The following is a 13,443-nucleotide window of genomic DNA, read 5'->3' on the forward strand; positions in this document are numbered from 1 at the left end:
GATCCTGTCGAGAGATGTGATGGAAACGTCGTCCCCAGCCCTGTCAGTCGCCATTGGCGTGCTCGCCGTTTTGTTCGGACTCACCGGATTTGGCGTTTACCAGGCCTTCGGCCCGCCCTCAAAAGCACTCGACGACCCGTTCGACGATCACGAGGACTGACCGAGCACCAAGGAGACGAGTTCTCCCGGGGCGATCACCACGGCATCAGCAGCACTTGAATCAGATTCCCTGCGCACACTCCACCCCGCTCCAGGGGTCCAGCGGCAGCGCGACGATCCCGCATTGAGCAGCTGCAGCAGACAATCACCCCCATGGCCCTTCAAAGCCACCGGTGTGAGCTGCAGCGGCAGCGCTGGGATCCATTGACGCAGCGCTGCAGGCAGAGGCAGACACCATCCCGGCTCGCGGAAGGCAATGGCCGCTTGCGGCACACCCGCATCGCTCCAGGAGCCAGACAACGGCATGAGGGCCAAACGCTGGCGATGCCACCCCTGATCGGCACTCGGATCAGGCCAGGTCGGACCGCGCAGCAGCGAAACACCAAGCCGGTCTGAAGACCAATCAACCCCCTGGGGACCGTCCAGCAGCACAGCCATCCCGCCTCCGGGAGCCGCCGACTGCGAGGCGAACCAGGAGATCACGGGGACCTCCCAGCGGGCTTGTTCCCGAGCCGTCATCGGCTCAGCCGGCCGTTCGATCACCCCTCCACTGGTGTCGGCAGCAATGCGGACGGCGGGAGTCGCCAACGGCAGATCCAGACGCAACAACTCGTGGGTCTGACGCCAGTCGATGCTGCAGATCAGCTCAAGCCACGGCGTGTCGGCCTTCAGCCGCAGGTCGAGCCGCATGCGGCTGGCACCAAGCTGGCGCCGCAACACCCCATGGGCCACCAGGGGGCCCTGATCGAGCCATTCCATGCAATCCGTGGGCACCACGCCCAGGGGCTGAGATCGGTAGTCCGCCGCCAGATCCCAGGCATCCCAGAATTCGCCGCGGTCCCGATAGCGCTCCAATTGCAGGGGGGACGACAATTGATTCCGGCCATCGCGATCCCGCAGAGCCAGCAGTCCTGCCGCGGAGACGTCAAGGTCGATCAGACCATTGCCCACGCGCCAAGCCCCCGCCCCCAGCGACGTGATGACCACCGGGTGACGGGGTTCAGCAGCGCAGGACGCCAACCCTGGTTCACTCCGGAGCGGCACAGAACAGGTCCCGTGCTGAGGTGGCAACTGCACCCAGGTGCCACCACCAGCGGCGGCCTGCTGGGGCAATGCAACGGCTTGGGCTGACCACGATCCCGCCGGAAGACGAACCAGAGGCGACCAGGAGGCCAAAGGCTGCAGACCCCACCAACTCCAGTCCCCCGCCGTGACCTGCGAAAGGGACAGCCTTGCCAGCCTCCGGTCGCGCTCCCGGCGGGCCTGGCGCCGGGCCGCACGCCAGACCGGTTCGGCCTGCTCAAACACCTCAGGGATCGAGGTTCCCGGAAGAATGTCATGAAACTGCTGAAACAACAGCGGGCGCCAATCGCTGCTGCGGCTGTCCCGGCCCGTGATGGCCAACAGGGCCGACGCGGCATCGGCCTCCCGCAAAAGCTGTTCCAAGGTGCGGTTGTGCCGCTTCTGATCAGGCCTGCTGGTGGCGCAACCGCGGTGCAACTCCAGAAAGAGCTCATCCCGCCACACCGGCCAGGCCTGATCGTCCCGCTCCAGCCCTTTCAGAAACTCACGCACCGTGCCAGCTCGGGTGGGCAGGGCAGTCGATTGGCCCTCCCAGAGCTCGATCTGTTCGAGCAGCTCTTCGGTCGGACCACCTCCGTGATCACCAACACCCGGAATCCAGAGGGCCGTCTCCAGGCCCGTGGCCTGATGCCATGCCCGCTGTTCCTCGAGCATCTCCACAGGGTCAGCGCGGCGCCCGATCGGCGGAAGCATCAGGCTGTGCAGCTCGGATCGTCCCCGCCCGCGCCAGCAGAACACGCGATGGGGGAAGGGGTTCTCGGCATTCCAGGCCAACTTGTGCGTGCAGAACCAGCGCACACCGGTGGCTGCTGCCACCGCAGGTAGGCCAGCAGCGAAGCCAAAGCTGTCCGGCAACCAGGCCAGCTCATGGGCCCATTCCGGGAAACGGCGACGGCTGTCGTCCTGCCCGATCGCGAATTGATTCCACAGCGACGCCGTACTGACCAGAACACAGTCCGTTTCGACCCAGGGGCCATTGATCGGTTCCCAACGGCCGGCGCGGCTGGCCGCCTGGATCTCAGCAAACAGAGCAGGCCGATGCTGTTCCATCCAGGCGTAAAGCGCTGGAGTGGAATGGGCAAAGCGCAGCTCGGGCCAGCGACGCATCAGGGCCAAGGCCGATCGAAAGGTGCGTTCAGCGGCCTGCCAGGTGTCGGCCACCGGCCAGAGCCAGGCGAGATCGAGATGGGCATGACCCAGCCAATGCAACGCCCCTCGCGGGGGGGGCACCTGATGCAGGTGCGCTGCAACAGCGGCCTGCGCCTCAGCACTGCTGGGATCCAGATCCGCCCAATGCGGCGGCAGGTCTCCGTCCGCCGCCAGATGCAGGTCCAAGGCCGCAGGCAACAAGGTGCCCTCTGGATCGGGGCCACCGGCTTGCGGCTCGAGATCGAGATGACTGCTGATCAGAGCTCCATCGTCATGCAAGGGGCTACAGAGCTCCAGCACAAGATCCAGCGCAGCCCCCTGGCGACATCGCTCGGGCAGTGGCCAGCGACAAGCAGTATCGAAAAGATCCCCCTCATGCACCAGCACACCATCCACCCAGAGCCGCATCTGCTCGGCCCACCAGCTCAGCACCAGCCGGGCATGGCCAGACGCCTTGTCAGACCAGCCGTCTGGCCAGCTCAACCGCTGCTGAAGCCGCAACCATTGTCGGCCTCTTGGCCAGATCAGCAGACCACGCTTGGCCCAGTCCGGACGGTGCGTTGATCCCCAGGTTTCATTGAGAAAACCATCGGCCTGGGGCGTGCCTGAGCGGTACCAACCGGCTCGCAGATCACGACGCGAGCGACTGCGAAACGTTTCAATCCACTCCGATCGACCGACCTGATCAGGGTCCATTGCCCTGCTGACGTTGTCATGCCCCATAGGATGATGCCCTTCTCTCAGACGCCGGTCGGTCTCCATGCTCGCCCTCAAGATCTCCGTTTACTCGGTCGTCTTCTTCTTCCTCGGCATCTTCGTGTTCGGATTTCTTGCGAGCGATCCCAGCCGAACCCCCAGCCGCAAGGACCTGGAAGATTGAGTCAACCTCTCGAACAGACCGCGCCACGCACTGGTCTGATCGAACTGGGATTCCTGTTATGAGCTGGCAAGCTCATAGCTCTCAGCAGAATTCCTTTGGCGGCGAACCGCCTTCCTCTCCTCTTAACCGGGATCCTGATCACAGGTTCGGTTTCGGCATTGCCCGTTTCAGCCAGCTCGGCTGATCAGACGTCGTCGACTCTTGCTCAGGCGCCGGAGCGCCTCAAGATTCGGGCTGATCGTCAGTTCACCGATTCCAAGTCCAAGGCATCCATTGCCGAAGGCAACGTCAGCGTTCAGCTCGGCGATGCGGAACTCCACGCCGATCGCATTGAATTTGATGCTGGTTTTCGCACGCTCTACGCCCGCGGCGCCGTTCGTTTCAGGCGTGGCAACCAATATTTTCAAGCCTCGAGTTTCCGCTACAACCTCGTCCAAAACCAGGGTCAGCTCAATGACGTCTACGGGGTCATCGATCTCGAGGAGCCTGTTACCAATCCATTAACGAGCTCTTCAACAGCATCGCCAATCCCTGAAACACCGTCCACGTCAGGACCAGACGGAGCCCCAACGGAAGAGATCCGAGCAAACAGCGACACGATGCCCCCGGTGGCCTGTCCGCCGCTTCTTCCTCCCATTCCCGACTGGCATCCACAGCCCTGGGCGGTCACGGCCTGGGGGGGGCAGATGATTGACGCCGCCTTTGGCGACACCTTCCTGTTCAACGGCCGCATGCGACCGGAGGCCGTGCTGGGTGTGGGCCTGCAGAGGCGGATCATGCGCGCAGGTCCACTGGCCATTGAACTCGAGGCTGACCTGTTCAGCCACATTGCCAAGCAGCAGCGGGGGGGCGAGTTCAACCAGAACAAGCCCTTCGCCGACCTACCCGCCCAGAGCTTCGGCGAGGGCATTCTGGGCATCGGTGCGCGGATCTGGGTGCAGCCTTGGCTGAGTTTCAGCTTCGTTGAGGGCATCAGCTACAACACCGATGTCAGCCTCTACGAGAAAACATTCCGCGAGAACTACACCCAGCTGCTGAACTATCTCGGCTTCGAAGTCGAAGCTGCTGTGTCCTCCGACCTCTCGCTCGTTGGCCGAATTCACCACCGTTCCGGGGCCTTCGGCACCTACGCAGGTGTCACCGAGGGGAGTAATGCCTACCTACTCGGCCTGCGCTACCGCTGGGGTCGGGATACACCCAAGCCGGAAAGCGTCATGATGCCGCCCCTGCCTGAGTGTGATGACCCGGATCGCGACCAGCGCGTCAAGCCCTCCTCCCTCTCCGACCGTCTCGACTCGATTGCCCTCGGTGATGGAGGGGATCCCCAGCGCCATGTCTCCAGCCATGGCACCCCTGACCCACCAGCGATGCCCCCGGCTCAGCAGCAGGCCATGCGCACCGAGGCGATCGCCGCGATTGACCAGCGCATCTCGGACGTCGATTTCCAGGGCAGCTTCAGCATCGAGCGACGCAGCGGCATCCCCGTTCAACGCCTGAATTCCTCAGTCAGGGATGAAAACCGCTTCGGGGTGGTCAAAGTGCCTCAACTGAAGAGCCTCGGAAGCACGAATCTCCTGAATGGCACGATCAGCCGCTGGAGGGTGCAAGCCTCGAAGGTCTTGATCACATCCGATGGCTGGCAAGCCGATCGGATGGGTTTCAGCAACGATCCTTTCACCCCGGCGCAGACCAGGATCGACGCAGAGGATGTGATCGCTCGCGAGCAAAGCAACGGTGATGTGCTGATCTCAGCGCGTCGCAACCGCCTGATCGTCGAAGAGCGACTGCCCGTCCCCGTGACCCGTCGGCAGCTCATCCAAAAGGAGGAGGAAGTCGAGAACCGCCTGGTTGTTGGCATCGACAATGACGACCGCGGCGGACTGTTTGTAGGACGCAACCTGAGACCGCTGACCATCGGCTCCAGCACGGAACTATCCGTTCAACCGCAGTTCATGGTCCAGCGCGCCATCGACGGCGATTTCAACAGCGCCGGAGATCTGTTTGGTTTGGAGGCGAAACTTCGTGGCCGGTATGGGAACTACCAACTGAGTGCCGACGCCGACATGAGCAGTCTTGATCCGGCAGACATCCTGAGCAGCAGTCGCTTCTGGGGAAACTTCGGCCGCGACATCAACCTGGGGCGCTTGGGGGTCCTCGAAGCCAAGTTGTTCGGGGCTTACCGCTATCGAACCTGGAATGGCTCCCTCGGTGAAACCGACATCAATGCGGCCTACGGCGTTTATGCCCAGACCCGGGGGAGCTGGTCAACAGGGGAGGCCGACCACGAGTACCTCATTCGCGGTGCAGTGGGGGACTACCAGGCGGAACGGTTCAACAGTGATCGCCTTCTGCGCAGCGGGCGTGGCAGTCTCTATGCCTCGCTCACCAGCCAGTTTCCCCTGATGAAGGGGAAGACCGCAGAGCTGATTCCGACAGCGGCCTATCGCTACTCCCCAGTCCCGATCGTCCCAGGGCTGCGCCTGAACACCAACGTGAACACCTCGGTTGCCGTCTATGGCGATGGACTTCACCAGGAAACCCTGAGTCTGAGCGGAGGGCCCACCATCACCCTGGGCACCTTCAGCAAGCCCTTTCTCGATTTCACACAGATCTCGATTGTCGGCAGCGGCTCCCTGAAAAACGGCAACAGCCCTTTCGCCTTCGATCGGAACGTTGATCTTGCCACCCTTGGCGTCGGTCTGACCCAGCAAATCGTGGGGCCGGTCGTCCTCAGCACAGGCGTCAGCTACAACATCGATCCCGGCTCGGAGTTCTACGGCAGAACAGTCAACTCGAACATCGAACTGCGCTGGCAACGACGCAGCTACGACGTGGGGATCTATTTCAATCCCTACGAAGGCATTGGTGGCGTTCGCTTCAGGCTCAACGACTTTGACTTCAAAGGAACAGGGGTGCCCTTCGTGCCGTACACGCCAACGAACTGGATGAAGACAACCAACGCAGATCGACCCTTCTGATCATTCACCACCCCCAATGATCAGGTCGCTTCCGAACAGTGAAGCTCCGGCATAGCGCATGCCGGAGGTCTTTGCGTTGGGCGCATAGGCATTGATCACCCGGGCATCACGCAAATCGGCACCACGCAGATCCACGCCAGACAACTCCGCATTGGTGAGGTTGGCTCCACGCAAGTCAGCCCCTTCCAGCAAAGCCCCAGTCAGATCAGCCCCTTCCAAATTCGCTTCCCTGAGATCGGCGCCGCGTAGATCGCTGCCCCGAAAATCAGCACCGATGAGATGGGTCTGACGCAGGTCTGCATGGCGCAGATCACAACCGGGACAACTGCGATCCAGTGAATCGTGGGGCTGAACCAGAAGCGGTACCGCACCAGCGGGAGCAGCAGCCGCAACCATCAACACCGGCAACAACAACCGCGACAACACATGGGCCATTGAGACGCAGCCTCCTCACGCAACCGCCTATCTCTTTCATAGACACAGGAGTCGCGATTGACCGTTAATCGGCGGTGAATCGGTTGATGTAAGGCAGTGTCTTCATCAACGCTGCAACCTGGGGGCCATGGTCCAGAAGCTGAGACGTGGCATCCCAGCGGCCGCTGCGCAGCATGTCCAGAGGACCAGCTTCGATCGTCACAGGCCAGCTGGACTCCGATGAAGTCAGTTGCAAAGTGGCGAGATCCAGCTGCCAGGAGCCATCCGGTTCACGATCCACCTTGGCCTGAATGGCCTTGATCTGGTCAGGCGCTGCCACAACACAGGGAATGCCCAGGGCGAGGCAATTGCCATAGAAGATCTCCGCAAAACTGACACCGATAACCGCGCGGATTCCCCAGCGCATCAAGGCCTGAGGCGCGTGCTCACGGCTGGAACCACAGCCGAAATTGCCATTCACCACCAGGATCGAGGCACCCTGATAGCGGGCCTGATCAAAGGGATGCTCGCCGGAGAGCTCCAGACGGTCATCAGCGAACACCTGGTCGCCCAGCGCCTCGAAGCTGACGCATTTGAGAAACCGTGCCGGAATGATCCGATCGGTATCGATGTCTTCACCTGGAAGGGCAATGGCCGTTCCACTCACCTGCTCAATCGGACCAGTCGGGAAGAGAGCCATCACGATGCGGACGGAGAGATCAAAGTACGGACATCGGTCACATGACCGTTCACGGCAGCGGCGGCCACCATCGCTGGACTCATCAACAACGTCCGGCCACTGGCCGATCCCTGCCGACCCTTGAAATTGCGATTGCTGGAGCTGGCGCTGATCTGCCGTCCCTCAAGTCGATCCGGATTCATGGCCAGACACATCGAGCAGCCAGGCTCCCGCCATTCAAAGCCTGCGGCACGAAACACCGCATCCAGACCTTCCGCTTCAGCAGCCTTCGCCACCTGCTCCGAGCCTGGAACCACGAACGCCTTGATGCCCGCGGCCACCTGGCGCCCGCGGGCCACGTCGGCGGCAGCACGGAGATCGCTGAGCCGACCATTGGTGCAGCTGCCGATGAAACAGACATCCACAGGAACGCCGGCAATGGCCGTACCTGGCTGCAGATCCATGTAGCGGTAAGCCTCTTCCGCGATCGGACGCTCACCCGCATCCAGCTGGTCGAGGCTGGGGACGGTTTCATCAATTCCCAGACCTTGCCCGGGAGTGATACCCCAGGTCACCGTGGGCGGAATCGCAGCCGCATCAAACACCACTTCATCGTCCACCGTTGCATCAGCGTCAGTCGCCAGGGAGCTCCACCAGGCGACAGCGCGGGTCCAGGCGTCACCCGTGGGGGCATAGGGGCGACCTTTGAGATAGTCAAAGGTCACCTGATCGGGATTGACGTAACCGCAGCGGGCTCCACCCTCGATCGCCATGTTGCAGAGCGTCATCCGCTCTTCCATTGACAACGCCTCGATGGCAGACCCGGCGAACTCATAGGCGTAACCAACACCGCCTTTCACACCAAGGCGGCGGATCACGTGAAGGATCAGATCCTTGGCCGACACCCCGTCCGAAAGGAGGCCATTCACCTGGATCCGGCGCACCTTGAGCTTGTTCATCGCCAGGCTCTGGCTGGCCAGCACGTCGCGTACCTGACTCGTGCCGATCCCGAAGGCAATCGCTCCGAAGGCGCCATGGGTGGACGTATGGGAGTCACCGCAAGCCACCGTCATCCCGGGCTGTGTCAGTCCGAGCTCCGGGGCAATCACGTGAACGATGCCCTGCCGACCGCTGCCGATGTTGTTGAGAGGAATCCCGTGCTCCTGGCAGTTCCGCTCCAAGGTGCTGAGCATCTCTTCCGCCAACGGATCGGCGAATGGCCGTTCCTGGGAGGTGGTCGGCACGATGTGGTCCACCGTGGCCACCGTGCGCTCAGGACAGCGCACGCTCAGGCCCTTGTCCTTCAGTGCGGAAAAGGCCTGAGGACTGGTGACCTCATGAATCAGATGCAGACCGACAAACAGCTGGATGGATCCACCGGGAAGCTCCGCAACCCGATGCAGATCCCACACCTTGTCGTAAAGGGTGCCGGAACTCAACAGTTCAGCCGCAAGGACCGTTGACCCTAAACCTGAGCGAGCAAGCGCAGACGCAGACGGTCCAAACCGCGGATCACACTCAGCCTCTGAATGGCCGCCCGGCCCCGCCGCTCACCGAAATGCTGCACCCAGGTCTCACAACCATGGGGGCCGGCCAAGGCCAGGTGCACCAAGCCCACCGGCTTCTCAACACTGCCACCGCCAGGGCCGGCAATGCCGCTCACCGCAATCGCCCAGTCGCACTCCAGCCGCTCCCGTACTCCCCGGGCCATCGCCTCGACCACAGGTTCCGAGACAGCCCCATGGGTGACGAGCAGATCCGGAGACACCCCGAGCAAGCCCTGTTTCACGTCATTGCTGTAGGCGACGACGCCACCCTGGAAGACCGACGAAGACCCTGGAACAGCCGTGAGGGCTGCCGCCAGTCCACCACCGGTGCAGGACTCCGCCACCGCCATCGTCTGATGGCGGTGGCGGAGCAAGTCGATCACCACCGACGCCAGGCTGTCCTCATCCACCCCATAGCAGTGGTCCCCTGTGCGACGGCGCAACTCGGCCTCCAGCGGCACCAGCATCTGGGCGGCGGCATCGGCCGTGGGCGCACAGGCCGTGAGCCGCAATTTCACATCTCCGAGCGAGGCATAGGGTGCCACCGTTGGATTGGTCGACGTCAACAGATCGGCAACGCGCTCCGCCAGATCGGATTCACCAATGCCGCTGAAGCGAAGCTGACGGCTGACAAACACACCTGACGTCCCAGCATTGGCTTGAAGCCAGGGAACGGCCGTCTCCGTCCACATCGCCTGCATCTCCGAAGGCACCCCCGGGAAGGTGAGGATCGTGAAATCAGGCCGGGGCGACCAGATCATCCCGGGCGCCGACCCCTTTGGATTGGGAAGGATCTCCGCCCCACGAGGGAAATAAGCCTGGCTGCGGTTACTGAGCGCCACCGCGCGGCCACCCGCCGATAACTTCCGCTGGATCTCCAGCCAAAGTTCAGGTCGCTCCTCAAGGGGAGTCTCGAAGGCAGCGGCCAGGGCCTCTGTGGTGAGGTCATCGGGTGTGGGGCCCAGACCTCCGGTCGTCACGAGAACCCTGCAGCGTTGGGACGCCTCGCGCACGGCGGCAACCAGACGGTCTTTGTTGTCACCGACGACGGTCTGGCGGTAATGCGGAAGCCCCAGGCACGCCAACTGTTCAGCAATCCATCGGGCATTGCCGTTGAGGATGTCCCCCAACAGCAGCTCCGTGCCCACGCACAGGATTTCGACGCCCGCTTCAGCCACGCGGCTCCCCGAGAGAGACGGGATCCACAGGGGTGGAACGCGGCGTGGTGTTCATCAGGGCCCGCTCGTGTTGCAGCTGGCGCCGGCTGATCACAACGGTGGCCACGAGGATGGCGGTGGCCAAAGCCAGCCAGAGGAATCGCATCTCAGCGTTGGCCACCACCAGGGCCAGGGCTGCGAGCCACTGGGTGAAGACGTAGATCAGGAGAACTGTGCGCCGATGGCTGAATCCGGCGCGCAGCAGGCGGTGATGCAGATGACGGCGGTCGGGGTAGAAGGGGGAGCGGCCTTCCCGCAGACGCCCCATGATCACGGCCGACATGTCGGCCAGAGGAAGCGAGAGAATCAGCAAGGGCAGCAAAAGGCTTACGGTTGTAAGCCCTTTGGCGGGGCCCACGATGCTCACGGCAGCGAGGGTGAAGCCGAGAAAGTAAGAACCTCCATCGCCCATGAAAATCCGGGCGGGATTGAAGTTGTGCCGCAGGAAGCCCAGGCAGCAGCCCGACAGGGCAGCGGCGAGGAATCCAGCGGCCACCTGATGCAACGAAAAGCTGACGGACACCAGCCCGACAGCGGCGATGCCTGCCACCCCGGCGGCAAGGCCATCGAGGCCATCCAACCAGTTGATGGCATTGGTGATTCCCACCAGCCAGACCACGGTCGCCAGAAGGCCGAGGCTGTTCGGCAAGGCAATCGGACCTGCCGACGCGGTGAGCCAGGGAAGATCGATGGCTCCAATGCGAACCCCTTGACTCCAGACCGCCATGGCCACGGCGACCTGTCCAGCCAGTCGCGGCCATGGCGAGAGGGCGAAGAGATCATCCGCCAGGCCGATCAGAAAGAAGCAGAGCGAGCCCGCCAAGGTGCTCCAAATCAATTGGTCTCTGGCTGGGGCCAGCAGTCCGAAGCCCCCCATCGACCAGACCGCCGCCAGGGCAAGACCAAAACCCAGCAGCATGGCAATTCCCCCGAGCCTCACCATGGGGGTGATGTGCTGTTTGCGCTCATCCGGTTGATCGGTCCAACCGAAGCGCAGACCCAACCGTCGAACCTGGGGCACCAGCACCGTAGTGATTGCCGCCGCCAGAAGAAAACTGACCGAGGCGACCGCGATTGGGCTGGCCAAGAGATTCACGACTGCTCCAGGAAAGAGACGATCCCCCGGTCAGAAGGAGTCATCTCAATCCTAAAGAGCCAGTAACCCACAGACCAGACACCAGCAAAGCCCGTTGAAGCGCTAAGGCCGAGCCTCATGCCAGCACAGGCTGCTTGCTGTCGGCATAGAGCGGAAAGCGCTCACACAGCGCAGCCACCCGATCCAGGCACCGCTGGCGCATCGCATCATCCTCAGGATTAAGAAGACGATCAGCAATCACATCCGCGACCTCGCGGAAGGCTTGCGCATCGAAACCACGGGTGGTGAGTGCAGCGGTCCCCAGCCGCAGGCCACTGGTGACGAAGGGCGATTCGGGATCAAAGGGAACGGTGTTCTTGTTGGCTGTGATGTGAACATCACTCACCAGCAGATCAGCCACTTTCCCCGTCATTCCGATGCCCCTGAGATCCAGCAGCACCACGTGGTTGTCGGTGCCGCCACTGACGACATCGATGCCGCGGGCGATCAGCTGTTCAGCGAGGGCCGCCGCATTGACAACCACCTGCTGGCTGTAGGCCTTGAACGAAGGCTGCAACGCTTCGCCGAAGGCCACAGCCTTGGCAGCAATCACGTGCTCCAAGGGGCCGCCCTGACTGCCAGGGAAGACGGCCTTGTCGAACTTCTTGGCGAACTCGGCATCGCGGCAGAGGATCAGGCCACCGCGGGGACCACGCAGGGTCTTGTGGGTGGTGGTGGTGACCACATCGCAGTGAGGCACCGGGCTGGGATGCTCACCAGCTGCCACGAGCCCGGCGATATGGGCCATATCGGCCAGCAGATAGGCACCCACTTCATCTGCGATGGCGCGGAACGCAGCGAAATCGATGGTGCGTGGATAAGCGGAATAGCCACAAACAATCAACCTGGGCTTGTGCTCCAAAGCAAGCTGGCGAATCGCCGCCATGTCCAGACGCTGGGTCTGCTTGTCGACGCCGTACTGGACGACGTTGAACCACTTGCCACTGACGTTGACGGGAGAACCATGGGTCAGGTGACCGCCATGGGACAGATCGAGCCCCATGATCGTGTCGCCGGGCTTGAGCAGCGCCAGAAAAACGGCGAAGTTGGCCTGGGCACCGCTATGGGGCTGCACGTTGGCCCAGGCAGCACCAAACAGCTGCTTGGCCCGCTCGATGGCCAGCTCCTCGATGGCATCAACGTGTTCACACCCCCCGTAGTAGCGCTTGCTGGGGAGTCCCTCGGCGTACTTGTTGGTGAGCACAGACCCCTGGGCCTGCATCACGGCGCGAGACGCAAAGTTCTCCGATGCAATCAATTCAAGGTGGGTTTCCTGACGCTGTCGCTCCTGGTTGATGAACGCAGCAATATCAGGATCCGACTGAGCCAGATCAGCGTCGATGGCGCGTCCAGAGGCCTGGCCCATGAAGTGTCAGTACAGCGTTGACCAATCGTAAGAAACCACTGTGAACAGACCGAGCGATCAACCAAAAAAAAACTGCCCATGGGGGCAGTTGAAACGCGCCTGGAGAGATTCGAACTCCCGACCCTCTGATCCGTAGTCAGATGCTCTAATCCGCTGAGCTACAAGCGCTTGCGCCAAACCATCAGACCCCATCGAGGGTCCGCTCGTCAACTGGGTCCGGGTCGCGTCAGGATTCAGGGGTTTCTGAGCTCAAGCAATGCCAATCCGCTGGTATGGCCCCGCTGACCCTGAGGATCCGACCTACCGGCATTTCGAGCGCATCGTGAACCTCTGCCTGCATGGCGGGGTCTTCGCTGCGGTGACCAGCGGCGGCTGGTTCCTGCAGGAGATGCGCCACCCCTTCCCTGACGGGAGCCTGACCTGGGTCACCAGCCTCTGGGCCACCCTGTGGCTGGGCCAATTGATTTGGGTGATTCTTCAGCGACCCAAGCCGGCTGAATAAGGCCAGCATGGTGGCCAGTCCCCCTCAAACCTCCTGGGCCGATGTCCCTTTCCGCCAGCGACCTGCAGGACCTCCAGAACGTTTTGGCTGATCGCCTCTACGTTCAGATCAGCGGCTGGCATCTGTATCTAGGCGATGCCGACCTGGCCTCCGCCCTGGCGATCGAATGCAGTGCCCGCGTCAATCAGGGTGCTGAGGTCGCGGCCCGGCAGGCCCTCGACGCCGTGAAGGTGCCGCTGGCGGGTGGCGCCAGTCAACTCCCTCTTGCCAAGCTGATTCCCCCCGCCCAATTGCGCGATCTCGAGGAGATCCTCGAGCCGTACTGCGGATAAGG

General features: G+C 62.5%; 12 protein-coding genes and 1 tRNA gene. 5 read left to right on the forward strand and 8 right to left on the reverse strand.

Going from position 1 to position 13,443, the window contains the following annotated elements; genetic code table 11:
• Positions 1-19: 19 nt before the first annotated feature.
• Positions 20-160 (forward strand): photosystem II reaction center protein PsbN, encoded by a 141-nt coding sequence (psbN, locus tag KR52_RS01125; RefSeq protein ID WP_011363291.1) that lies wholly within the window; start codon positions 20-22, stop codon positions 158-160.
• Here psbN and KR52_RS01130 read toward each other — a convergent pair.
• Entirely contained in the window at positions 148-3,087 is a 2,940-nt protein-coding gene (locus KR52_RS01130; protein ID WP_038556669.1) for a glycoside hydrolase family 38 C-terminal domain-containing protein, read from the reverse strand. The genes psbN and KR52_RS01130 overlap by 13 nt on opposite strands.
• A 64-nt stretch (positions 3,088-3,151) precedes the next feature.
• Here KR52_RS01130 and KR52_RS01135 point away from each other — a divergent pair, with 64 nt between their 5' ends.
• Together KR52_RS01135 and KR52_RS01140 are read left to right on the forward strand one after the other, a co-directional pair.
• Positions 3,152-3,271 carry a photosystem II reaction center protein I gene (locus KR52_RS01135; protein ID WP_006042333.1) on the forward strand — a complete coding sequence of 40 codons (120 nt, stop codon included), beginning with the start codon at positions 3,152-3,154 and terminating at the stop codon, positions 3,269-3,271.
• A 158-nt stretch (positions 3,272-3,429) separates the two neighbouring features.
• Positions 3,430-6,249 carry a DUF3769 domain-containing protein gene (locus KR52_RS01140; protein WP_253912427.1) on the forward strand — a complete coding sequence of 940 codons (2,820 nt, stop codon included), beginning with the start codon at positions 3,430-3,432 and terminating at the stop codon, positions 6,247-6,249.
• On the opposite strand, the gene KR52_RS01145 is transcribed toward KR52_RS01140, so the two are convergent.
• The 7 genes from KR52_RS01145 to KR52_RS01175 form a co-directional block, all read right to left on the reverse strand.
• Positions 6,250-6,684 (reverse strand): pentapeptide repeat-containing protein, encoded by a 435-nt coding sequence (locus KR52_RS01145; protein ID WP_038551424.1) that lies wholly within the window; start codon positions 6,682-6,684, stop codon positions 6,250-6,252.
• Positions 6,685-6,748: 64 nt separating this feature from the next.
• Positions 6,749-7,363 carry a 3-isopropylmalate dehydratase small subunit gene (locus KR52_RS01150; protein WP_038551426.1) on the reverse strand — a complete coding sequence of 205 codons (615 nt, stop codon included), beginning with the start codon at positions 7,361-7,363 and terminating at the stop codon, positions 6,749-6,751.
• Positions 7,363-8,781: a 3-isopropylmalate dehydratase large subunit gene (leuC, locus tag KR52_RS01155; RefSeq protein WP_038551429.1), complete on the reverse strand. Its 1,419-nt coding sequence runs from the start codon at positions 8,779-8,781 to the stop codon at positions 7,363-7,365. The genes KR52_RS01150 and leuC overlap by 1 nt, the downstream gene beginning before the upstream one ends.
• Before the next feature lie 26 nt (positions 8,782-8,807).
• Entirely contained in the window at positions 8,808-10,067 is a 1,260-nt protein-coding gene (locus KR52_RS01160; RefSeq protein WP_038551432.1) for a competence/damage-inducible protein A, read from the reverse strand.
• The gene (locus tag KR52_RS01165; RefSeq protein ID WP_038551436.1) at positions 10,060-11,202 is read right to left on the reverse strand and encodes a glycosyltransferase family 4 protein; all 1,143 of its coding nucleotides are present in this window, start codon (positions 11,200-11,202) and stop codon (positions 10,060-10,062) included. Before KR52_RS01165 ends, KR52_RS01160 begins: the two co-directional genes overlap by 8 nt.
• 115 nt (positions 11,203-11,317) lie before the next feature.
• Positions 11,318-12,607, reverse strand: coding sequence for a serine hydroxymethyltransferase (gene glyA, locus KR52_RS01170; RefSeq protein WP_038551439.1), 1,290 nt, complete (start codon positions 12,605-12,607; stop codon positions 11,318-11,320).
• A gap of 94 nt (positions 12,608-12,701) precedes the next feature.
• A tRNA-Arg gene (locus tag KR52_RS01175) sits at positions 12,702-12,775 on the reverse strand.
• Positions 12,776-12,863: 88 nt separating this feature from the next.
• Between KR52_RS01175 and KR52_RS01180 the strand changes: the two genes are divergently transcribed.
• Together KR52_RS01180 and KR52_RS01185 are read left to right on the forward strand one after the other, a co-directional pair.
• Entirely contained in the window at positions 12,864-13,109 is a 246-nt protein-coding gene (locus KR52_RS01180) for a hypothetical protein (protein WP_038551443.1), read from the forward strand.
• A gap of 41 nt (positions 13,110-13,150) precedes the next feature.
• Positions 13,151-13,441 carry a DUF3181 family protein gene (locus KR52_RS01185; protein ID WP_038551446.1) on the forward strand — a complete coding sequence of 97 codons (291 nt, stop codon included), beginning with the start codon at positions 13,151-13,153 and terminating at the stop codon, positions 13,439-13,441.
• Positions 13,442-13,443 lie beyond the last annotated feature (2 nt).

Source organism: Synechococcus sp. KORDI-52, assembly GCF_000737595.1.
GTDB lineage: Bacteria > Cyanobacteriota > Cyanobacteriia > PCC-6307 > Cyanobiaceae > Parasynechococcus.